Genomic DNA, 22,489 nt, shown 5'->3' on the forward strand with positions numbered 1-22,489 from the left:
TTATGCATGCCGTTATCGCAAAACCGCTGACACTTTTGCGCGACATGCGTTAGGGGTGCGGCGGGCTCCACATTCCGAGCTTAAGCCGCCCGGCGCTGGTCGCGCATCAGGATCTCGCCCTGGCGGATCTCGGTGCCCAGCACTTTCAGGCATTCGCGCATGAAGGCGGCAAGGCCCGGCCAGCCCTTGGCCGACACCAAATTGCCGTCGACATGGGCGCCGGTCGGCGCAACATCGATATAGATGCCGCCGGCCAGCGTGACTTCCGGCTCGCAATATTGCAGCGCCGCGACTTCCCTGCCGCGCACCACGCCGTCGACCGCGATCAGGATCTGCACGCCGTGGCAGATGGTGAAGATCGGTTTTCCCGTCTCATGGAAATGCCGCACCAGCGCCTGCACGCGCTTGTCGATGCGGATATATTCCGGCCCGCGCCCGCCCGCCGCGTAGACGGCATCGTAGTCGGCCGGATTGACCTCGGAAAACGTCTTGTTGAGGATGTAGTCGTGGCCGAGCTTTTCCGTATAGGTCTGGTGGCCCTCGAAGTCGTGCAGGGAGGTCTTCAGGATATCGCCGGCCTTCTTGTCGGGGCAAACGACATGGACGGTGTGGCCCACCGCATGCATGGCCTGTTCAAAGACGAAAATCTCGTACTCCTCGCTGAACTCGCCAACGAGCATCAATATCTTCTTGCCAGCCATACCCGGTTCCTCCCTTGTGGCCACATTTATTCGGATCGCGAAATAATGGGCCTATCCTAAGGCGGAGAGGCGCAAAATAAAAGGCTGAATCGGGAATGTGGTCCGACCAGACAGGGCTTCTGGCCCTCTGGAGCGGATCAGCCGGCGCGCACCCGCCGCCAGGAATATTTCGGGCCTTTGGCCTCCGGCTTCACCGCCGGCTGATAGAACAGCGGCAGTCCGCCGGTGCGGCCTTGCTCGAGCCGCTTCAGCAGCACCGGGTGCGATACCTCGAATTCATCGAAGCCGACGCGCAGCATATGCGGCAGCTGATCGATCAGCACCTGCCCGGTGGCGCGCATAGCGCCTGCAAAATGATAACGGCTGCGCAGCAATTCGCCCTTGGAGAACGAGCGGCCGTCATTGAACGCCGGAAACGCCAGCGCAACCAGCGACAGCTGATCGAGCAGGCCTGCGATCTTCTCAAGCTGATCGCCGGGCTGCAGCAGCACACCGATGCGCTCCTTCGCCGACCGCCGCACCTCCGGATCGAGGCCCAGAAACGCCTGCAACGGCAGGATGAAACGGCCATTGCCGACCAGCGCCTCGGCGCTTTCGGCATGAACCCACTCGTCCTCGCGGAACCCATCCGGTGTCCACAGCCGCATGGCGTTTTCGGCTATCAAGTCGCTCATCAAGAAAATTCCCAAGTCCAAAGATTCTAAGTGCAAAACACCTCAGGGTGCGTTGAGATTCAGGTCAGGCCGAGCCGGAGCCGAAGGCGGGCGCGAAGCGACCAAACTGCGTGGCTTCCGAGAACCGGAGCGGAGCGTACTTTGGGTACGTGAGCGCCGGAAGCGCAGGAAGCCGCCGTTTGAAGGCCGGCTGAATATCAATATACCCTAAAGTGATGCGTCGGTCAGCGACCTTTCCAGCCCCGACAAGTGGATGCCGCATTCGGTCTTGGCGTGCCCGGCCCAGCGGCCGCTGCGCGCATCGTCGCCCGGTTGCACCGGCTGCGTGCATGGGAAACAGCCGATCGACAGATAGCCATAGGCGACCAGCGGGTTTTCACGCAGCGCATGCGCGCGCATGTAGCCGGCCTGGTCCGATGTCGTCCAGTGCGCCAGCGGATTGATGCGGATGCGCGAGCCGACCGCCTCGAACACTGGGAGCGCTGCCCGGGTCGCCGCCTGGAAGCGCTTGCGGCCGGTGAACCAGGCGCGGAACGGCTCAACGCCGCGCGCCAGCGGCTCGACCTTGCGCACGTCGCAGCAGGCGTCGGTGTCCGTCTCGTTCAGATTGCCGGTCGGGTCGATCCTTGCCAGCGCCGCATCGTCGGGCCTGATCACCCGGATATCGCTCAGCCCGAAATCGGCGGCCAGCGCGTCACGATAGCCGAGCGTTTCCTCGAAATGCTTGCCGGTGTCGAGAAAGATCACCGGCAGCGTGCGGTCGATCTCGGCGATCATGTGCAGCAGCACCGCCGAATCCGCGCCGAAGGACGAGACGGCGGCGATTTCGCCGTGAAAGAACTCCCGGGTCGACCGCTCGATGATCTCCAGCGGCTTCAGATGGCCGTAGAGCGCGTCGAGACCCGCCGCTTGGGCGGCGATGCCGGCCTCCACGTCGACGATACGGTCAAGCGGCCTTGGCTTCGCCAGCATAGAGCGCCTCCTTGAACGGCGCGGGACCGACTCGGCGGTAGGCGTCGATGAATCTTTCGTTTCTGTCCAGCCGAAGCCCGAGATAGGTCTCGACGATCTGCTCGATGGCATCGGTGATCTCTTCCGAACTGAAGCCGCGGCCGATGATCTCGCCGACCGAGGTGTTCTCGTCGGCCGAGCCGCCGAGCGTCACCTGGTAAAGCTCGGCGCCTTTCTTCTCGACGCCCAGGATGCCTATATGGCCGACATGGTGATGGCCGCAGGCATTGATGCAGCCGGAAATCTTCAGCTTCAATTCGCCGATGTCGCGCTGGCGCTCCAGCGAAGCAAAGCGCCGCGAGATTTCCTGCGCCACGGGAATGGAACGCGCCGTTGCCAGCGCGCAATAGTCAAGGCCGGGGCAGGAGATGATGTCGCTGATCAGGTTGGAATTGGCCGTCGCCAGCCCGATATCGACAAGCGCGTCATAGACCGCCTTGAGGTCGGCCCGCGCGACATGCGGCAGGATCAGGTTCTGCTCGTGACTGACGCGCAGCTCGTCGAATGAATATTTTTCGGCAATGTCGGCGACCGCTTCCATCTGGCTGTCGGAGGCATCGCCCGGCGTCTCGCCGATGCCCTTGAGCGAGATGGTCACCGCCGCGTAGTCCGGATGGCGATGGGTGACCACATTCTGATCCAGCCATTCGGAAAAGCTCTTGGAGTCGAGGCGGGCAAGCTTGACCGCCTCGTCGCCTTCCGGCCGGTCGACAAGCGGAGGCGGCGCGAAATAGGCATCGATGGCGCGGATGTCTTCTTCCGGCAGCCTCAGCTCGGCGTCCTTCAACTCCTGCCATTCGGCCTCGACCTGGCGGGTGATCTCCTCGACGCCGGTCTCATGGACCAGGATCTTGATGCGCGCCTTGAACTTGTTGTCGCGCCGGCCATAGAGGTTGTAAACGCGCAGGATCGCCGTGCAGTAGGACAACAGATCCGCTTCGGGCAGGAAATCGCGGATCTTCTTGGCGACCATTGGCGTGCGGCCCTGGCCGCCGCCGACATAGACGGCGAAACCGAGCTCGCCGGCGGCGTTCTTCTTCAGATGCAAGCCGATGTCGTGCGTCTGGATGGCGGCGCGGTCGCGCTCGGCGCCGGTCACCGCGATCTTGAATTTTCGCGGCAGGAACGAGAACTCCGGATGCACCGAGGACCATTGCCGCAGGATTTCGGCATAGGGGCGCGGATCGGCAACCTCGTCAGCGGCGGCGCCGGCGAAGTGGTCGGCGGTGACGTTGCGGATGCAATTGCCGCTGGTCTGGATGGCGTGCATCTCGACGCTTGCCAGATCAGCCAGGATCGCCGGGATGTCCGACAGCGCCGGCCAGTTGAACTGGATGTTCTGGCGCGTCGTGAAATGGCCGTAACCTTTGTCGTATTTGCGGGCGATGTGGCCGAGCATGCGCAGCTGCTTGCTGTTCAGCGTGCCGTAGGGCACCGCGATGCGCAGCATATAGGCATGCAGCTGCAGATAGACGCCGTTCATCAGCCGCAGCGGCCGGAACTGGTCCTCGGTGATCTCGCCGGCAAGGCGCCGCGCGACCTGGTCGCTGAACTCGGCGACGCGGGCCTTGACGAAATCGTGGTCGAACTCATCGTAACGGTACATATTCAGGTCTTTCCGGGCGCGTCCGCCCGTTATTTTCTTCGTTCGAGCATGATCGGGATCATGCTTGTGTCATCTATGCCGCGCGTGCGGCTTGCGGACGGGCCTGCTTGCCCAGGTCGTTGCGGGTGGTCGGGCCGGCGGCACGGATCTTTTCACGCAGCCGGACCGCTTCGACCGTGCCGTTGGCCACGGTCACGTCTATCAGGTTGACGTCGACCACTTCGTTGTTGGCGGAGGCCTTGGCGCCGATTGCCTCCAGCCGGTCCTCGGCCGCCTTGTCATGGGCGATGTCGGCATGGTCGATGATCTCGGCCCAGCCGCCATTGGCGTACCAGACGGCTATGCCGTCGGCGAGGCGGTTCGCGGTCAGGACTTTCATTGGCTCACTCCTTGCGCGGCAGCACTCGCCACGCTTTCCTGCCTGTGTGCCGCCAGCGGCTCGGACCGTTCGAAATTGGCCCCGGCGACCGCGTCGCCGATGATGGTCATCACCGGGCCGCTGAGGTCGGCGCGCGCCTCCAGCGACGGCAGGTCGGCGAGCGTGCCGTGGAAACGGCGGCGGTTGGCAAGGCTGGCATTCTCGACCACGGCGACGGCCGTATCCGGCGACAGGCCGGCTTCGATCAGCCGGCCGGCGACCTCGGCGGCGACCGAGCGGCCCATATAGACGGCGACCGTCGCGCCGGAAATGGCGAGCTTTGCCCAGTCGGGCAGCGAATTTCCCTTGAGGTCATGGCCGGTGGTGAACACCATCGACGACGACACGCCGCGCAGCGTCAGCGGCAGTTCGAAATCGGCGGCGGCGGCGAAGGCCGCGGTGACGCCCGGAACCACTTCGTAGGCGACGCCGGCATCGCGAAGTGCCGCCATCTCCTCGCCGGCCCGGCCGAACACCAGCGGGTCGCCGGACTTCAGCCGCACGACACGCTTGCCGGCGTGGCCAAGCTCGACCAGCAGCGCATTGATCTCGGCCTGGCTCTTGGAATGGCAGCCCTTGCGCTTGCCGACCGGCAGGCGCTCGGCATCGCGACGGCCCATTGCGACGATCGCCTCCGGCACCAGCGCGTCATGGACGATCACGTCGGCTTCCATCAGCAGGCGATGGGCGCGCAGCGTCAAAAGGTCCTCGGCGCCTGGACCGGCGCCTACAAGCGCGATATGGCCCGATGCCGGTTCTGTCGAAAGCAGCAAGCCGACGGCCGCATCATGCGCCTGCGAAAGCTCGCCTGCCTCGACAGCGCGGGCCGGCGCGCCGCCAAAGAAATCGCTCCAGAAGCGGCGGCGGGCATTGCCCTTCGGCAGCAGTCTTTCGGCGGTGTCGCGAAAAGATGCGGCGAGCGCCGCGAGCGGCCCGAGCGAGGGCGCCAGCATGCGGTCGATGCGGCTGCGCAGCATCTGCGCCAGCACCGGGCCGGCACCTTCCGTGCCGATGGCAATGGCGACCGGCGCGCGGTTGACCAGTGCCGGCGTGAAGAAATCGCATAGCTCCGGCCGGTCGACGGCATTGACCGGAATGCCCAGCCGGCGCGCATCCCCGGCAACGCGGCGATCGAGCGCCTCGTCGCCGCTGGCGGCAAACACCATCACCGCACCATTGAGATGTGCTGCATCATAGACGTCGGCGATGTGGGCGGCCCCCGTCTCGGCGATAAAGGCCAGCAGCTCCGGGCTTGTTTCATCGCTGACGATGCGCAGCACAGCGCTCGACTGCGCGAGCAGCCGCGCCTTGGCCAGCGCTTCCTCTGCGCCGCCGACGATGGCTATGGCTTCGCCCTCGACCCGCATGAAGACGGGAAAGGCATTGAGCTTGGGTGTGGCTTGCGGCATGACGAGCGGAATCCTGGAACCGTTTGTCAGTTCTACGCGGAGGCGCGAAAAACCAGAAGGCACCCACTCGCGCATCGCTTCGTAGCAGGCAATCTCTTTTCTGCAAGCATGAAGGCCAAGAGAAAAATATTCCACATTCAAATGCGGGGCAGATTGAAGCTGCTGTTGCAGCCCTTGATCCGCTGCCTTTTTAGCGGCCGGAGGAGCTAACCACAAAACAGATTTTTCTAAATTCTATCAATTTAGTAGATTAAGCCGCCGGATGCTGACCGAGCGATCGACGGCAGCCCCGCACTCTCGCCGACCCCTGTCGGAGCACCAGGTCCGAGTGCCGGAACATTCCCGCCTCGGCACGCGTTTGCCCTATGGACCCAGGCCCGGTCACACCCCTGCGGCAAAGGCCCGGCGATGGGCTCGAAAAATCAAAAAAGGAGCGCCCCATGAGCAACGTCAGACTGAAACGCGGACTATGGATCGTGGTGGCAGATGGCGAAAAGGCGCTGTTCCTCGAGAACCGTGGAGACGTCCAATATCCCGACCTTCAGGTCGTGCACGAGATGGAGCAGGAAAATCCGGCAACCCGAGAACAAGGCACGGACCGCCCCGGCCGCTACAGCGACGGCCCTTCCGTCCACCGCAGTGCGGTCGAGGACACCGACTGGCACCGTCTCGGCAAGGAGCGTTTTGCCGAAGAGATTGCCGACAGGCTCTACAAGCTCGCGCATCGCGGCAGCTTCAAGGAGATCGTGCTGATCGCGCCGCCGCCGGTGCTGGGCGACATGCGCAGGAAGCTGCACAAGGAGGTCACCGACAAGATAACGGCCGAAATTCCAAAGACGCTGACCAACCACAGCATACCCGATATCGAGAGCCTGCTGCAGGCGACCTGATCGGGCATCGGCGGCGTGTAATTTCCTTACTAATCCTAGGCTGGGGCAGGTCCCAGGCTGGGGCAGGCGAGGACAACCGCATCAGGTTTGCGCTCCCCTCACCCTTACCCATTCCTGGGCGAGCCGCTTGTCTCGCCCGCCCTCCGGACCCCGTGAAGGACGGGGAGAGGGGGTCGCCAGCGTTCAAAGCTGATCTGGCGCCGACGGAAAACATCCGAAGTTAATTAGCAGGATCACGGCGACAAAACGTCGGTCGGGATGCGCCAGCATCGTCATTGACCGTCGAGCATCACGGCCATGCAGATGGTGTCAAAATAGCGACCATCAATGCAAACGCCACGCCTGAGGACACCCTCCGTAACAAAACCAGTTTTTTCATACAGCGTTATGGCCCGGCTATTATCGGCGTGCACCGAGAGTTCAACGCGAACGAAGTTTTCTTGCCGAGCCTTTTCCAAGGCGGCGGTGATAAGGCGACGGCCCAATCCTTGTCCACGATAATCGGGTATGATTCCCATCGCTAAACTTCCGCGATGAGCGTGGGATGGAAAGAAATGGCGGGTGATGTCGCACCATCCCACAACACGGTCTCCTTCCGTCGCTACGATATGCGGGTTTCGCTGCTTAATCATGTTCAAAACGAAATCGCGTGTCTCAGGAAGCGGGAACGCTTCCAGCATGGTCAGGTATTTTCTCTCCCGCGCGACCACGTCGAGAGCCGCATGGAAACTCTCAATGTGCTCTGCGGCTGTATTGGCGATTTTAACCATACTTCCTCCAAGGCTCTCCGGGTTCCCGAGGTCTTTGTCGAAGATTGTCTCATCCGCAAGCGCCCGGCTTCAAAAACGTCTGTGGCGCAGTAGGAGGCTGCCACGATCTGACAGGACACGGATTGGCGAATCGCGCCTGATGCGTCGCACCCATCTTCCATCCGAGGTCCGCTTCGGTCTGCTAAACGGATGAATCCCAGTTCTATAAATGCACAATTAGCAGCATCTGCCTGTGCGAACGGGATAAGCCCTTTTCCGTATCAATCGCCTGCCTGGAGCACGCGCGCCGTAGCGGCAAATCTTGCCGGCTCAACGCCTTTTTGCCGCCTTGCCATCGATTTCATGGGGATTGCGGGTTGTCTCGCGACTGTCCCAGCCTCCATACTGCCAAGGCGGCGGCCATTGGACGGCGCATATCCGACATCGCGATTCCTGAAGGCGCTCCATAGACAATGCCGCATGACACGCCCCTTATCGCCACCATCGTCGCCGGTCTGGGGCTGGCTTTCGTCTTCGGCGCACTTGCCAACCGTTTTCGCGTGCCGCCGCTGGTAGGCTACCTCGTCGCCGGCGTTCTGGTTGGACCGAACACGCCGGGTTTCGTCGCCGATGCCGGCCTCGCCAATGAACTTGCCGAGATCGGCGTCATCCTGCTGATGTTCGGCGTCGGCCTGCATTTCTCGCTGAAGGACCTGTTGTCGGTCCGCGCCATCGCCGTGCCCGGCGCCATTGTGCAGATCGGCTTCGCGACAGCCCTCGGCGCCGGCCTTGCCTGGATGCTCGGCTGGTCGATGGGCGCGGGACTGGTCTTTGGCCTGGCGCTTTCCGTGGCCTCGACCGTGGTGCTGTTGCGCGCCCTGCAGGAGCGGCGGCTGATCGAGACCGAGCGCGGCCGCATCGCCGTCGGCTGGCTGATCGTCGAGGATCTGGCGATGGTGCTGGCGCTGGTGCTTTTGCCGGCATTGGCCGGCGTGCTCGGCGGCCAAGAGCAGGTGGAGGTGCACTCCAGCGGTCTGCTGTCGCTGCCGGCGAGCTACGGCGTCTGGGGCGTCGTCGCCGTCACACTGGCCAAGGTCGCGGCCTTTGTCTTGGTCATGCTGGTGGTCGGCCGCCGGCTTATCCCCTGGGTCCTGCACTACGTCGCCCATACCGGATCGCGCGAACTGTTCCGGTTGGCGGTGCTTGCGATTGCGCTTGGCGTCGCCTTCGGCGCGGCCAAGCTGTTCGGCGTGTCACTGGCTCTTGGCGCTTTCTTCGCCGGCATGATCATGAGCGAATCCGAGCTCAGCCACCGGGCGGCTGAGGAATCGCTGCCGCTGCGCGACGCCTTTTCCGTGCTGTTCTTCGTTTCGGTCGGCATGCTGTTCGACCCGTTCAGCGTGATCAGCAATGGCTGGCCGATCCTGGCGACGCTGGCCATCATCGTTGTCGGCAAGTCGCTGGCAGCCTTTGTTATCGTCGTCGTCTTCCGCTATCCGGTCGCAACCGCATTGATGATTTCGGCAAGCCTAGCCCAGATCGGCGAATTCTCGTTCATCCTGGCTGAACTCGGCGTCGGGCTGAAACTGCTGCCCGAACAAGGCCGCGACCTCATCCTCGCCGGCGCCATCCTGTCGATCGTCCTCAATCCGCTGATGTTTCTTGCCGTCGACCGGATGAAACCCTGGCTGGAAGCACGCGCCGGCAGGACGGCGCCGTCCGGCGAAGCAAGGCCGATCGGCCCGGCGACCGAGCCCGGCCAGGTGGCTTCGGTCGCGGCGCCTGCTAACGAGGATGGCCCACCGCCCAGGACGAGGCTGACCGGCCACACCATCCTGATCGGCTACGGCCGCGTCGGCAGCCTTGTCGGTACATCGCTGAAGCAGGCCGCCCTGCCCTTCCTCGTCATCGAGGATGCCGACAAGACGTTGGCGAAACTCAAGGCCGAAGGCGTCGAAACCGTACCCGGCAACGCGGCGAGTGGCGACGTGTTCGCCGCATCCAATCCCGCGGGCGCGAAGCGGCTGATCCTGGCCATTCCCAACGCCTTCGAGGCCGGGCAGGTCGTGCTGCGCGCCCGCGCCGCCAATCCGGCAATCGAAATCATCGCCCGCGCCCATTCCGATGCCGAGGTCGAGCACCTCAAAAACCTTGGTGCCGACACCGTCATCATGGGCGAACGCGAGATCGCCCGCGGAATCGTCGAGGTGGTGACGGCAGCACCGAAAGCGCCCACGGCAGCCTAAGCCTGCGCTGCCCCGCCAGCGTTGCGGTCAAGCCCCTTCTCCCCGTTCTTCACGGGAGAAGGTCCCGGCAGGGGGATGAGGGGCAGCGTCAACGATTGATCAAAACCAACAGCTCAAACGTGCTGGCCGCCATTGATGTGGATTTCCGAGCCGGTCACGTAGGACGCCTGCTGCGAGCACAGGAAGAAGATGATGTCGGCAACTTCCGCCGTGGTGCCCAGCCTTCTCAGCGGAATGGTCTCGACGATTTTTTCCGTGCCCGGCGACAGGATCGCGGTGTCGATCTCGCCCGGCGCAATGGCGTTGACGCGAATGCCGTGCGGGCCGAAATCATGCGCCATCTCGCGGGTCAGCGAGCCGAGTGCCGCCTTCGACGTCGCATAGGCGGTGCCGGCGAAAGGATGCACGCGGGTGCCGGCAATCGAGGTGACGTTGACGATGGAGCCCTTGGCCGATGCCAGCTCCTTGAACAATCCCCGTGCCAGCATGATCGGGGCAAAGAAATTCACCTGGAAGACGTCGCGCCAGACATGCATCGGCGTGTCGATCGAGTTCATGCGGCTGTTGCCGTCCTTGAGCTTCGGCGAGATGCCGGCATTGTTGACCAGCGCATGCAGCTGCCCGCCATGCGCCTCGAGCCGGTGGCGGATCTCGGAGATGGCGATGCCGACATCCTCCTGGTCGGCGAGGTCGACCTTGATATGGTCTTCCGGGCCGGCCGGCCACGGGCAGTCCTCGGCAAAGGCCTGGCGCGAGCAGGTGATGACGCGCCAGCCTTCGCGTGAAAAGCGCTTGACCGTGGCGTGGCCGATGCCACGGCTGGCGCCGGTCAGCACAATGGTCTTTCTGGTGTCGGTCTCTGCCATTCGCGGTCTCCAAACGGGAGATGTAGCGGAACGCGGCAGCGGTGGCGAGGGGGCCTGTTGTTCAGCCGCCTGTCAGGATGTCCAGGATCGACGTCTGCCGCTTCTTGACCGGGCCGCCGACATTGCCGGGCGGCACCGGGTGCTTGATCGATCCGGTGGCGCTGTCGACCCCCGGCATGGCCAGGCCGCCGGCATCGACCGTCTCGGCGGGACGCACGGGACGCGAAGCCGGCTGGGTAGCTGCCACAGGCGGCGCCGATTGGCCAACGGAAGCGACCGGCGCCGGCGGCGGCGTGTCGGACGGTATGTCGTCCGGGACGATGGTGTCGGGCGGCGTCGACTTCCAGGTTCCGGGCAGCGGTCGCACCGGCACGCCCTCATGCGCGGCGACCATGAACTCGTGCCAGGCCTGCGCCGGCAGCGCGCCGCCGGTGACCTTCTTCATCGCGCTGCCGTCATCATTGCCGAACCAGACGCCGGTGGTCAGATTGGCGGTATAGCCGATGAACCAGGCGTCGCGCGAATTCTGGCTGGTGCCGGTCTTGCCGGCCGCCGGCCAGGCGAACGCCGCCTTCCTGGCCGTGCCGATTTCGACCGTGCCGGTCATCATCGAGTTCATCATGCCGACGACATCGGGCTTGACGACGCGCGGCGCACCGCCGCCATTGTTTTCGTAGAGCACCTTGCCGTCGCTCGTCGTGACGCGGCGGATGAAATGGATGTCGGGCTTATAACCGCCATTGGCGAAGGGAACATAGGCCGAGGTCAGTTCCAGCGGCGTCACTTCCGAGGTGCCGAGCGCGATTGAGGTGTTGGCTGTCAGCTCGGACTGGACGCCCATGCGGTGCGCCGCCTCGACCACCGCATTCGGCCCGACTTCCATGGTCAGCTGCGCGGCCACCGAGTTCAGCGATTTTGCCAGCGCCGTCGCCAGCGTCACCTTGCCGAAATATTTGCCGCCGTAATTGTCGGGCGTCCAGTTGCCGATCTTGATCGGCGCGTCGTTGCGCACGCTGTCGGGCGTGCGGCCGGATTCCAGCGCCGCCATGTAGACGAACGGCTTGAACGCCGAGCCCGGCTGGCGGCGCGCCTCCGAGGCGCGGTCGAACTGGCTGGTCGAATAGTCGTAACCGCCGACCATCGCACGCACCGCGCCGGAATTGTCGATCGACACCAGCGCGCCCTGGCTGACATTGAGCTTCTTGCCGCTCTGGTTGATCAGCCGGCGGATCGATTGCTCGGCGAGTTTCTGCAGCGTCAGGTCGACGGTCGTGTCGACGACGATATCGCGGCGCACGTCGCCGATCAGGTCGGGCAGTTCTTCCATGATCGTATCGGCGACGTAGTTTTCCGAGCCGGTCCAGTAGGACGGCGCGCGTGTCGCCGGCGCGCTCATTGCCGTGGTCTGCTCCTTGGCGCTGATCTTGCCCTCGTCGCGCATCGCGGCGAGCACCAGCTGCGAGCGCTGCTCGGCCGCCTTCGGGTCGCGCGCCGGCGACAGCCGCGACGGCGCCTTGAGCAGACCGGCGAGAAGGGCGGCCTCCGACAGCGTGACGTCACGCGCGCTCTTGCCGAAATAGCGGCGCGAGGCCGCTTCGACACCATAGGCGCCAGAGCCGAAATAAACCCGGTTGAGGTACATTTCGAGGATCTGGTCCTTCGTATGCTTGTGCTCCAGCCACAGCGCCAAGAGCACTTCCTGCACCTTGCGTTCCAGCGTGCGGTCCGGCGTCAGGAACAGGTTCTTGGCCAGCTGCTGGGTCAGCGTCGAGCCGCCCTGCGAAAAATGCCCGCCCAGTACATTGGTCACCATGGCCCGGGAAAGGCCGATCGGGTCGATGCCGAAATGCGAATAGAAGCGGCGGTCTTCGATGGCGATGACGGCCTCGGGAATATAGGGCGACATTTCGTGCAGGCCGACGGCCTCGCCGCCGCTCATGCCGCGATTGCCAAGCAGCTGGCCGTCGACCGAGACGATCTTGATGTTGGGGGCGCGGTCGGGAATGGCCCAGGTGGTGGCCGCCGGCATTTTCGCGCCGTAATAGACGACGATGCCGGCAGTGGCGATGCCGCCCCAGATGGCCAGCACGAAGCACCAGTAGAACAGCCGGGCAAGAACGCCGAACACGCCGCGCCGGCTTTTGCCGCGCCCGCCGCGCGGCGGCTTGGCCTTGGACGATTTGCGCTTTGCAGCGGCTTTTCGGTTGCTCGGCACGACGCGGTCCTCCTCGCTTACCGAAAAACCGGCCGAGGATCTCGCCCCCGGCGATGCCTCGAAGCTGGGCTCGATGCGGCTGTCTTTCCGGTTCGCCATGCGCTGTGCTGTCTTCCCCATGCCTATGGCGTTGGGGTTGAAGACTAGATGCGGCGGTTTAAAGGCGGGTTAAGTCGGGAAAAATCGAAGTAAACTGTATTCAGTCGCTTGCCGAACGGCTGCGGCCCGCGACAGCGCCAAAGCCGGAAATGAAAAACCCGCCTCGGCGGGCGGGTCGTTGGAGCCAATGAGCACCATAGCGAAATTAGTAGCATAGCTGCCGGCACAAAGCAAGAACAAAATGCGCGTTGCCTCAGAATAATCACTTCAGTTCGGCGGTTGCGACAACCCTCAGTCGTCGGCATCCGCATCGTCGGAGGCCGCCGGCCGCCAGCTGATCGGCTCGATCTTCCTTTGCGTATGGCCGTCCGTATAGGCCCACCAGCCAGCGTCGCTTTCGTCCCAGTCGCCGCCTGCCGCCTTCAGCCGGTCGAGCGAACGGTATTGCGCGATGCTCTCGTTCATCACGCCGTCGCTGTCCTGCCAGTAGACGGTGACCTTGGAGCCGTCCCTGGGTGCCGTTTCGATTGGTTTTCGCGCAGCCATTTCAATTCCTCCCGGCCGACGGCGTTAAAGTGCATGAAGGCCATTAGCTGTGGGCGAAAATATCCTCCTCATCCCAGCCCATCAGGTCGAGTTTCGCACGCGTCGGCAGGAAGCGGAAGCAGGCATCGGCCTCCCTGGTCCGGTTGTCGCGCGCCAGACGCGCGCTCAGCACGTCGCGCAGCCGGTGCAAATAGAGCACGTCGGAGGCGGCATATTCGAGTTGCTCGGGCGACAGCGTCTCGGCGGCCCAGTCCGATGATTGCTGCGCCTTCGACAGGCCGATCCCGAGAAGCTCGAAGCAGATGTCCTTCAGCCCGTGCCGGTCGGTGTAGGTGCGCGTCAGCCGCGACGCGATCTTGGTGCAGAACACCGGCTCCGGCATGACGCCGAAGGCGTTGTAGAGCACGGCGAGATCGAAACGGCCGTAATGGAACAGCTTGGTGATGCTGCGGTTCTTCAGCAGGCTGACGAGGTTCGGCGCCTTCTTCTGGCCGGGCGCGATCTGAATGACGTCGGCCGAGCCGTCGCCCGGCGAGATCTGCACGACGCAGAGCCGGTCGCGATGCGGGTTCAGCCCCAGCGTCTCGGTGTCGATGGCGACCGCCCCGACATCGTAATGCAGCAGGCCGGGCAGATCGTTTTTGTGGAAACGTATGTCGCTCATCGTCTTCTCCGGTCGCGGCCCCGTGCAGCGATGCGCGACGGACCGTGCCCGTCCTTGCCGCGATCCGGCGAAAAATCAACAAAAACTTGAATCTGGCGTAATTTCAGCGTGTCAGCGCCTCGAGAATGCGCGCCCAGGAGCGCTGGCCCTTGTGGAAGGAGCTCATCTCGTACTTCTCGTTCGGCGAGTGGATGCGGTCGTCGTCGAGGCCGAAACCGACGAGCAGCGACTCCATGCCGAGATAAGTCTGGAAATCGCCGACCACCGGGATCGAGCCGCCGCTGCCGGTCACCACCGCCGGCTTCGGCCATTCGTCGGACAGCGCCTGCTTGGCCTTGGCGAGGAAGGGCGAGTCGTAGGACAGCTGGATCGCCGGCGAGCCGCCATGCGGATGAAATTCGACCGAGCAGTCGGCCGGAACGCGCTGCCTGGCAAATGCCTGGAAGGCGGCGCGGATTTTTTCCGGATCCTGTTTGTGGACCAGGCGGAAGGAGACTTTTGCCGAGGCTTGCGCGGCGATCACCGTCTTGAAGCCCTTGCCGGTATAGCCGCCGATAATGCCGTTGAACTCGGCCGTCGGTCGCGCCCAGGTCAGCTCGAGCACCGAGCGGCCCTTTTCGCCGGACGGAATCGACAGGCCGATCGGGCCGAGGAAGGTCTCGGCCGTCTCGCCGAGCGACAGCCACGACTGCAATATCTGCGACGGCGTTTCCTCGACGCCGTCATAAAAACCCGGAATGGTGACGTGACCATCCGCATCGTGGATGTCGGCCAGGATCTTTGCCAGGATGCGGATCGGATTGGCGGCCGCACCGCCATAGAGCCCGGAATGCAGGTCGCGGTCGGCGGCAGTCACCGTGATCTCCTCGCCGACCAGCCCGCGCAGCGAGACGCAGATCGACGGCGTATCGCGGTCCCACATGCCGGTGTCGCAGACCAGCGCGAAATCGGCCTTGAGCTCATCCGCATTCGCCTCGAGAAACGGCTTCAGGGACGGCGATCCGGACTCCTCCTCGCCCTCGAACAGGATTGTGAAGCGGCACGGCAATCCGCCATGCACCTGCTTCCACGCGCGGCAAGCCTCGACGAAGGTCATCAGCTGGCCCTTGTCGTCGGCCGCGCCGCGGCCTGTGATCACCTTGTGGCCGGGCTCGATCTCCTTGACCGCCGGTGCGAACGGGTCGCTTTCCCACAGCTCGATCGGATCGACCGGCTGCACGTCGTAATGGCCGTAAAACAGCAAATGCGGCGCGCCCGCCGGCCCATCGTGATGCGCGACCACCATCGGATGCCCCGGCGTGTCGCGCACGCTGGCGTCGAAGCCGATCAGCTTGAGCTCGGCGACCAGCCATTCGGCGGCCTTGCGGCAGTCGGCGGCGTAGTCCGGATCGGTGGAGATCGACTTGATGCCGAGCAGGCCGAACAGGCGTTCCAGGCTCTGGTCGAAGTTCTTGTCGAGGCGGTCGAGAACAGGGGAAACTGCGGACATCTGGCGGGCCTTTCGATTCTGGCGGCGAATCTAGAGCCCATGTTGCGAAACGGAAAGCCCGCGACCGTTGGGCCACAGCTTCCTGTCCAAAGGCAAAAAAATGCCGCCGTGGTGGAGGGAACCACGGCGGCCTCTACTCGAAACGATGCGGCAGCCCGGAGAGGGGGGATAGGCTGCCGCAAGTGTCCGGAATAGGCGGGGGACGGGCCTTGCTCCGGACTTCGGCGAAAACTGCCGATGGCGTTTATCTGTGTCTGCGAACGTGGCGATTCAAGGGCACAAAAATTACACTTTTGTAACATAGGCGTGAGCGAACAAAGCTCCGGCCAGGCCGCATGGCAGGCCAGGCTCGCACGCCATTTGTCAGGGTGTTGCCGGAACCCTTGGCAGAAGCCGCCTTTGGCATGGACCGCGGCGCTGCGCCGCGCTATTCCCTCGTGCCATGAAAAAAGGCGATCATCTCTTCCTTGTCGACGGCTCCGGCTACATCTTCCGTGCCTATCACGCGCTGCCGCCGCTGTCCCGCAAGTCCGACGGGCTGCCGACCAGTGCCGTGCTCGGCTTCTGCAACATGGTCTGGAAGCTGACGCAGGACGCCCGCAACACCGATGTCGGCATCGTGCCGACGCATTTCGCCGTGATTTTCGACTATTCGTCGAAGACCTTCCGCAACGACCTCTACCCCGAATACAAGGCCAACCGCTCGGCGCCGCCGGAAGATTTGATCCCGCAATTCGGCCTGATCCGCCAGGCGACCAGGGCCTTCAACCTGCCATGCCTTGAGACGGAAGGCTACGAGGCCGACGATTTGATCGCCACCTATTGCCGGCTTGCCTGCGAAGCCGGCGCCGACACCACCATCATCTCTTCCGACAAGGATCTGATGCAACTGGTCGGCCCAACGGTTGCCATGTACGACCCGATGAAGGACCGCCAGATCGGTGTTCCCGAGGTGATCGAGAAATGGGGCGTGCCGCCACAGAAAATGATCGACCTGCAGGCGCTGACTGGCGATTCGGTCGACAATGTGCCGGGCGTGCCCGGCATCGGGCCGAAGACGGCAGCGCAATTGCTCGAACAGTTCGGCGACCTCGACACGCTGCTCGCCCGCGCCGGCGAGATCAAGCAGGACAAGCGGCGCGAATCGATCATCGCCAATGCCGACAAGGCACGCATTTCGCGTGACCTGGTGAGGCTGAAGAACGACGTGCCGGTGACCGAAGGGCTTGACGAATTCGTATTGCATGCGCCGGACGGCCCCAGGCTGATCGGCTTCCTCAAGACCATGGAATTCTCGACGCTGACCCGCCGCGTGGCCGAAGCGACCGGAACCGACGCCGGCGACGTTCCAGCCACCCCCGTCACCATAGAGCGTGCCGATACCGCGCATGGCCCCGATATGGGTTTTGGCGTGCCCGCGGCCGCCGAGAGCGCACCGCCGTCGGACGAAGCGGCACTCGAAGCTCCGGCCGCAGCCAAGCAAGGCGACACCCCATCCCTGCTTTCGGCGCTTCGCCTGGAGGCTGCCACCGCCCGCAAGATCGACACCGGCGCCTACACCTGCATCCGCGACGCCGCGACGCTGAAGGCCTGGATCGCCGAGGCGATGGAGAGAGGCATCGTCGCCTTCGACGTTAAGACGTCCTCGCCCGATCCGATGCGGGCCGAACTGATCGGCCTTGCCATGGCCGTCGCGCCCGGCCACGCCGCCTATGTGCCGCTTGCCCACAAAAACGGCAATGGCGACCTGCTCGGCGGCGGCGCGGTCGAAAACCAGGTCCCGATCCGCGACGCGCTGGCGTTGCTCAAGCCGCTGCTCGAGGACAAATCCGTCCTCAAGATCGTGCACGACATGAAATACCGCCTTGTCGTCATGAGCCGTCACGGCATCGAGATCGGCCCCTATGACGACACCATGCTGATCTCCTACGTGCTCGAGGCCGGAACCCACGGTGGCCACGGCCTGGAAGCGCTGGCCGATAAATGGCTCGGCCACGCGACCATTCCGCTGAAGGAACTGGCCGGTTCGGGAAGAAGCTTCGTCGGCCTCGATCAGGCCGACCTCGGCAAGGCGACGGCTTACGGGGCCGAGCACGCCGACGTCGCGCTCAGGCTCTGGCAGGTGCTGAAGCCACGGCTTGCCGCCAAGGGCCTGGTCTCGGTCTATGAACGGCTTGAACGGCCGTTGGTGCCGGTCCTGGCACGGATGGAGCAGCGCGGCATCTCCGTCGACCGGCAGATCCTGTCGCGGCTCTCCGGCGAACTGGCACAGGGTGCCGCACGGCTCGAGGACGAGATCTACCAGCTGGTCGGCGAACGCATCAACATCGGCTCGCCAAAACAGCTCGGCGACATCCTGTTCGGCAGGATGGGTCTGCCCGGCGGTTCAAAAACCAAGACCGGCCAGTGGTCGACCTCGGCGCAGCTTCTCGAAGACCTCGCCGCCGAAGGCCACGAATTGCCGCGCAAGATCGTCGACTGGCGCCAGCTGACCAAGCTGAAATCGACCTATACCGATGCGCTGCCCGGCTTCATCCATCCCGACACCAAGCGCGTCCACACCTCCTACGCGCTTGCCGCGACGACGACCGGGCGGCTGTCGTCCTCGGATCCCAATCTGCAGAACATTCCGGTGCGCACCGTCGAGGGTCGAAAGATCAGGACGGCCTTCATCGCCGACAAGGGCAACAAGCTGGTTTCCGCCGACTACAGCCAGATCGAATTGCGCGTGCTCGCCCACGTCGCCGAAATCCCGCAGCTCAAGCAGGCCTTCGCCGATGGCGCCGACATCCACGCCATCACCGCGTCTGAAATGTTCAACGTGCCGGTCGAGGGCATGCCTTCGGAAGTGCGCCGCCGTGCCAAGGCGATCAATTTCGGCATCATCTACGGCATTTCGGCCTTTGGCCTCGCCAACCAGCTGTCGATCGCGCGCGAGGAAGCCGGCGACTACATCAAGAAATATTTCGAGCGCTTCCCCGGCATCCGCGACTATATCGATGCGACCAAGGCCTATGCCCGCGAGCACGGCTTCGTCGAGACCATCTTCGGCCGCCGCATCCACTATCCGGAGATACGGTCGTCGAACCCTTCGGTCCGTGCCTTCAACGAGCGCGCCTCGATCAACGCCCGCCTGCAGGGCACCGCCGCCGACATCATCCGTCGCGCCATGATCCGTATGGACGAGGCGCTGGAAAAAGCCAGGCTTTCTGCCCGCATGCTGCTGCAGGTGCATGACGAGCTGGTTTTCGAGACGGTCGAAGCCGAGGTCGAGGCGACGATCCCGGTCGTCTGCCACGTCATGGAGAACGCCGCCATGCCGGCGGTATCGATGTCGGTGCCGCTGCACGTCGACGCCCGCGCAGCCAACAACTGGGAAGAGGCGCATTAAGGCGGGCCACAGAGCCATGTTCGGTTCAAGGTTCACGAGCAGCAGCGGTATGCTATAGTGCCCGTATGATCACCAAGGCACTTGAGAATCTGGTAAGGCATGCGGAAGCTTGGCCTCGCGAAGACCAGGAGGAGCTTGCTGATTACGCCCGCGTCATCGAGGCGCGGCGGACTGGCGTGTATGCGATGTCGGAATCAGAGCGCAGCGCGGTCACAGCGGGCCTAGCAGAGGCCGATCACGGCACTTTCGTAGATGAGGATACCGTTCGCGCGGCCGACACCCGCCGCAGGCTATGAAGGTCCGATTTACGCGGCAAGCCTTTGCCGAACGCGAGGCAATTTTCAAACTACCTCGAAGAGCGGGCGCCTCAGGGCGCCCTTTCAGTCATTTCTCGGATCCACGCTGGGATTTCGCGACTTGCCGAATTTCCCGAAAGCGGTCACGCGACCGACATCCCTGGCGTTCGCGTCCTCTTCATAGGCCGCTACCCTTATAAGGTCTTCTATCGTGCCCGTGCCGACGCAATTGAGATCCTGCACATCCGGCATACCTCAAGGAGACCCTTTCCCTACTGAGCCGATCCGGGAACACCCGGCGAGGGCTCGGAAAACCTTGCTCCGCCTTCGCCGCGTTGCTCCGGCCTCAAGCCGCCTCGGCCAAACACTTCGCACATGTCCCACGAAACTCGATCACCGCCTTCTTGGCGGCGAAGCCGGTCGAGCGCACCCATTCGTCGAGCCGGTGGCCGACATCATGGTCGGAGAACTCGGTCACCTGGCCGCAGGTGTCGCAGATGGCAAACGCCGTCATCGAATGGCTGTGGTCGTGCGGCTCGGCACAGGCGACGAAGGAATTGAGGCTTTCGAGCCTGTGCACGAAGCCGGATTTCACCAGCGTGTCGAGCGCCCGGTAGACCTGCAGCGGCGCGCGAAAACCGCGCTCGCGCAATTGGTCGAGCAACGTATAGGCGCTGAGCGGGCCGCTGGCGGCCTCGAGTTTCTCGAGCACGCAAAGCTGGTTCTTCGTCAGTACATCCCTTGCCGCCATGATCCCGTTCCAAGCCGCTCCGTGCCGATCGCTGCCATTAGGCATGCAATCCGGCCTCTTCCACTGAGATAGCGACGAACTGCCTTTTTTGCTACTGTTTCTATTCGCAGCCGGTGGTCGGCTGGCCGGCGACGCCATATTCAAAATACTGACAAAATCCTCGGCCAGGCTGGCCGTGCTTGGAAATTCGATCGGGCTTGGGGAAGCAATCATGATCAAAGTGACGCGGCGGACGCTGCTTGCCGGCACGTCCGCGCTGGCCGCTGCCGGCCTGGTGCCGTTTCGGGCATTCGCAGCGGCGCGCACCTACCATGCGCTGCTTGTTGCCTGCACCGATTACCCGAACCTGCCGAAGAAAAACTGGCTGATCGGACCGAAAAACGATGCCGGCCTGGTGCGCGATTACCTCCTGGGGAACACGCCCGCGCCGGTAAAATTCCTGGCCGAAAACGTCACGCTGCTCGCCAAGGATGTCGAAGGCGCCAACGGACCGCCGACACATGCGGCGATCAAGGCGGCGTTGGCCGATCTTGCCGCCAAGGTCCAGCGCGACGATTTCGTCTACCTGCATTTGTCCGGTCACGGCGCGCAGCAGCCGGCAGCGAACAAAGGCGACGAGACGGACGGCCTCGACGAGATTTTCTTGCCGTCCGACATCGACAAATGGGTGCACCGCGAAAAGGGCGTGCCCAATGCGTTGGTCGACAACGAGATCGGCACCGCGCTCGACGCTATCCGCGACAAGGGCGCCTTTGTCTGGGCCGTATTCGACTGCTGCCATTCCGGCACTGCGACGCGCGCCGCCGAGGTCGACGACGAGTTGGAACGCAAGGTCGAGTTCGCCGATCTGGTCGGCGGCGACGACGCTGCCAGGGCGGCTGCGGTGAGAGCCTATGACGAGATTGCGTCGGCCGCGCCACGCGGCTTTGACGAGGACGGGCAGCGCAAGCCGGCCTTCAAGCTGACGCCGACCGGCGCCGAGCCGACCAGCAAGGGCAAATTGGTCGCCTTCTACGCGGCGCAGACGGTGGAGACGACGCCCGAGATGCCGCTGCCCAAGGGCACGGCCGATGCACCGCGTTTCGGCCTGTTCACCTTCACCATCCTGTCGAAACTGGCCGAGAACCCCAACATCACCTATCGCCAGCTCGGCCAGGCCGTGCTGCAGCAATATTCGGCGGACGGCCGCACCCGGCCAACGCCGCTGTTCGAGGGAGAACTCGACGCACGCGTCTTCGGCACCGACAAGACAGACGCGGTCATGCAATGGCCGATCGTCATCGAGAACGACAAAGCCACGATTGGCGGCGGGTTGCTGCATCGCCTCACCCTGGGCAGCAGGCTCGCAATATTGCCGTCGGCGCTGTCGCCGCTGTCCGAGGCGCTTGGCTATCTCCAGGTTCAGTCGGCGAAAAACCTGGAAAGCCGGGTCAAGCCGGTCGAGTTCGGCGGCAAGCCGGCGCTCAAGCTGGCCGATATCCCCGCCAATGCCTATGCACGGCTGGCCGAGCTCGCCGTCGACTACAAGCTCGTGGTCGCGCGGCCGGCAGCGGCCAAAGGCCTCGAGAAAGAGGCCGCGCTGGCGAACTCGGTTCTCGACGAACTGGCGGCCAGGAAGAGCTCAGGGTTTCACATCGCGCTGGTCGAGCCGGGCAAGAGCGCAGATCTGCGTCTCGCAGTGCTGCGCGAGAACGCCATTGCCGGCACCGCAGCAGATGCCACCGACACGCCGGCGCTGTGGTTCCTGCCGGCTTCGGGCGACATGACGCTCAAGGACGGCAGCAAGCCGCCGTCGATCGTCATTCATCCGGACGGCCGCGAAAAGTTGATCGAGGCCGCCGCAGGGAATCTGACGAAAATCTTCCGCGCCATCGGCCTGTCGAGGCTGGCCGCCGCCTCCGATTATCGGCCGGAAAAGGTCAGCGTCGAGTTCCGGATCAAGCGTTTTGACAGCGACACGCTGCAGCCGATCGAAGCGTCGACGGTGCCGCGTGTTTCGCCCGACGATCAGGTCCACGTACTGGCCAGGAACGGTTCGACCAACCTGGTCGACATCAACGTGCTCTACGTCGGCTCCGACTATTCCATCCAGCATTTTCTTGCCGAGCGCCTGACCGAAGGCGCCGTGCTCGAGGAAGGCCTGTTCAAATTCACCGACACCAGCTTCGGCATGGAGCGGATGATCGCCGTCTTGACCGAGGCGCCGCCGCAGAGCGAGAAGCAGGATCTGAGCTTCCTGGCGCAAGAGGGCGTTGTCTCGGTAACGCGGGGACTGGGACAGCCAAGCTTCGCCGACATGCTGGCCGATATCGGCATGGCCCCGGCGACGCGGTCGGCCATGCGGCTGACCGACGACAAGGGGTCGAAGGGCGCCGTGATGATTTTTCCGATGGAGACGGTGCCGCGCGCCTGAGGCGCGGTCAGGTGCCCGGCCGGGCCTCTTGCCTAATCGGCTGATAATGAACATT

General features: G+C 63.9%; 19 protein-coding genes. 6 read left to right on the forward strand and 13 right to left on the reverse strand.

The features are described from left to right. Window positions 1–80: 80 nt before the first annotated feature. The 6 genes from NKH04_RS05955 to cysG all read right to left on the reverse strand — a co-directional run bounded on the left by NKH04_RS05955 (window position 81) and on the right by cysG (window position 5,819). Window positions 81–701, reverse strand: a complete 621-nt coding sequence (locus tag NKH04_RS05955; protein WP_352539419.1) for a DJ-1/PfpI family protein — start codon at window positions 699–701, stop codon at window positions 81–83. Window positions 702–838: 137 nt separating this feature from the next. Continuing rightward, complete coding sequence (locus NKH04_RS05960; protein WP_352539420.1) at window positions 839–1,375, reverse strand: DUF934 domain-containing protein; 537 nt, start codon at window positions 1,373–1,375, stop codon at window positions 839–841. Window positions 1,376–1,582: 207 nt separating this feature from the next. Continuing rightward, window positions 1,583–2,347 carry a phosphoadenylyl-sulfate reductase gene (locus NKH04_RS05965; protein ID WP_352448339.1) on the reverse strand — a complete coding sequence of 255 codons (765 nt, stop codon included), beginning with the start codon at window positions 2,345–2,347 and terminating at the stop codon, window positions 1,583–1,585. Further along, window positions 2,322–3,992: a nitrite/sulfite reductase gene (locus NKH04_RS05970; protein WP_352469418.1), complete on the reverse strand. Its 1,671-nt coding sequence runs from the start codon at window positions 3,990–3,992 to the stop codon at window positions 2,322–2,324. The genes NKH04_RS05965 and NKH04_RS05970 overlap by 26 nt, the downstream gene beginning before the upstream one ends. A gap of 73 nt (window positions 3,993–4,065) precedes the next feature. Continuing rightward, window positions 4,066–4,371, reverse strand: coding sequence for a DUF2849 domain-containing protein (locus tag NKH04_RS05975; RefSeq protein ID WP_352469417.1), 306 nt, complete (start codon window positions 4,369–4,371; stop codon window positions 4,066–4,068). Continuing rightward, a complete protein-coding gene (gene cysG, locus NKH04_RS05980) occupies window positions 4,368–5,819 on the reverse strand; it encodes a siroheme synthase CysG (protein ID WP_352539422.1) in 1,452 nt (483 codons plus the stop codon). The genes NKH04_RS05975 and cysG overlap by 4 nt, the downstream gene beginning before the upstream one ends. Window positions 5,820–6,259: 440 nt before the next feature. Here cysG and NKH04_RS05985 point away from each other — a divergent pair, with 440 nt between their 5' ends. Next, window positions 6,260–6,709: a baeRF12 domain-containing protein gene (locus tag NKH04_RS05985; RefSeq protein ID WP_352448343.1), complete on the forward strand. Its 450-nt coding sequence runs from the start codon at window positions 6,260–6,262 to the stop codon at window positions 6,707–6,709. Between the two features lie 272 nt (window positions 6,710–6,981). On the opposite strand, the gene NKH04_RS05990 is transcribed toward NKH04_RS05985, so the two are convergent. Next, window positions 6,982–7,479, reverse strand: a complete 498-nt coding sequence (locus tag NKH04_RS05990; protein ID WP_352818324.1) for a GNAT family N-acetyltransferase — start codon at window positions 7,477–7,479, stop codon at window positions 6,982–6,984. Window positions 7,480–7,931: 452 nt separating this feature from the next. Between NKH04_RS05990 and NKH04_RS05995 the strand changes: the two genes are divergently transcribed. Continuing rightward, window positions 7,932–9,704, forward strand: coding sequence for a cation:proton antiporter domain-containing protein (locus NKH04_RS05995; RefSeq protein ID WP_352818328.1), 1,773 nt, complete (start codon window positions 7,932–7,934; stop codon window positions 9,702–9,704). A gap of 113 nt (window positions 9,705–9,817) precedes the next feature. Here the strand turns inward: NKH04_RS05995 and NKH04_RS06000 are convergent, their stop codons facing one another. From NKH04_RS06000 to NKH04_RS06020, 5 genes are all read right to left on the reverse strand, one after another. Continuing rightward, the gene (locus tag NKH04_RS06000) at window positions 9,818–10,570 is read right to left on the reverse strand and encodes an SDR family NAD(P)-dependent oxidoreductase (protein ID WP_023675240.1); all 753 of its coding nucleotides are present in this window, start codon (window positions 10,568–10,570) and stop codon (window positions 9,818–9,820) included. A gap of 61 nt (window positions 10,571–10,631) precedes the next feature. Further along, the gene (locus tag NKH04_RS06005; protein WP_352918318.1) at window positions 10,632–12,884 is read right to left on the reverse strand and encodes a PBP1A family penicillin-binding protein; all 2,253 of its coding nucleotides are present in this window, start codon (window positions 12,882–12,884) and stop codon (window positions 10,632–10,634) included. Between the two features lie 291 nt (window positions 12,885–13,175). Continuing rightward, entirely contained in the window at window positions 13,176–13,430 is a 255-nt protein-coding gene (locus NKH04_RS06010; protein WP_352918320.1) for a hypothetical protein, read from the reverse strand. Window positions 13,431–13,473: 43 nt separating this feature from the next. Beyond that, window positions 13,474–14,094 carry a ribonuclease D gene (locus NKH04_RS06015; protein WP_254816792.1) on the reverse strand — a complete coding sequence of 207 codons (621 nt, stop codon included), beginning with the start codon at window positions 14,092–14,094 and terminating at the stop codon, window positions 13,474–13,476. Between the two features lie 103 nt (window positions 14,095–14,197). Next, complete coding sequence (locus tag NKH04_RS06020) at window positions 14,198–15,583, reverse strand: M20/M25/M40 family metallo-hydrolase (protein ID WP_352469412.1); 1,386 nt, start codon at window positions 15,581–15,583, stop codon at window positions 14,198–14,200. A 442-nt stretch (window positions 15,584–16,025) separates the two neighbouring features. On the opposite strand from NKH04_RS06020, the gene polA reads away from it, so the two are divergent. The 3 genes from polA (at window position 16,026) to NKH04_RS06035 (ending at window position 19,549) form a co-directional block, all read left to right on the forward strand. Continuing rightward, on the forward strand, window positions 16,026–18,974 hold the full coding sequence (polA, locus tag NKH04_RS06025; RefSeq protein WP_352469411.1) for a DNA polymerase I: 2,949 nt from the start codon (window positions 16,026–16,028) through the stop codon (window positions 18,972–18,974). A gap of 65 nt (window positions 18,975–19,039) precedes the next feature. Further along, window positions 19,040–19,270 (forward strand): hypothetical protein, encoded by a 231-nt coding sequence (locus tag NKH04_RS06030; protein WP_352502674.1) that lies wholly within the window; start codon window positions 19,040–19,042, stop codon window positions 19,268–19,270. Window positions 19,271–19,294: 24 nt separating this feature from the next. Then, complete coding sequence (locus NKH04_RS06035; RefSeq protein ID WP_352918322.1) at window positions 19,295–19,549, forward strand: type II toxin-antitoxin system RelE/ParE family toxin; 255 nt, start codon at window positions 19,295–19,297, stop codon at window positions 19,547–19,549. Window positions 19,550–19,616: 67 nt separating this feature from the next. Here the strand turns inward: NKH04_RS06035 and NKH04_RS06040 are convergent, their stop codons facing one another. Further along, on the reverse strand, window positions 19,617–20,021 hold the full coding sequence (locus NKH04_RS06040; RefSeq protein WP_023675234.1) for a Fur family transcriptional regulator: 405 nt from the start codon (window positions 20,019–20,021) through the stop codon (window positions 19,617–19,619). 211 nt (window positions 20,022–20,232) lie between these two features. Here NKH04_RS06040 and NKH04_RS06045 point away from each other — a divergent pair, with 211 nt between their 5' ends. Then, window positions 20,233–22,434: a caspase family protein gene (locus NKH04_RS06045; RefSeq protein WP_352918324.1), complete on the forward strand. Its 2,202-nt coding sequence runs from the start codon at window positions 20,233–20,235 to the stop codon at window positions 22,432–22,434. Window positions 22,435–22,489 lie beyond the last annotated feature (55 nt).

This window comes from Mesorhizobium sp. M1365 (assembly GCF_040317865.1).
In the GTDB taxonomy this organism is placed as follows: Bacteria; Pseudomonadota; Alphaproteobacteria; order Rhizobiales; family Rhizobiaceae; genus Mesorhizobium.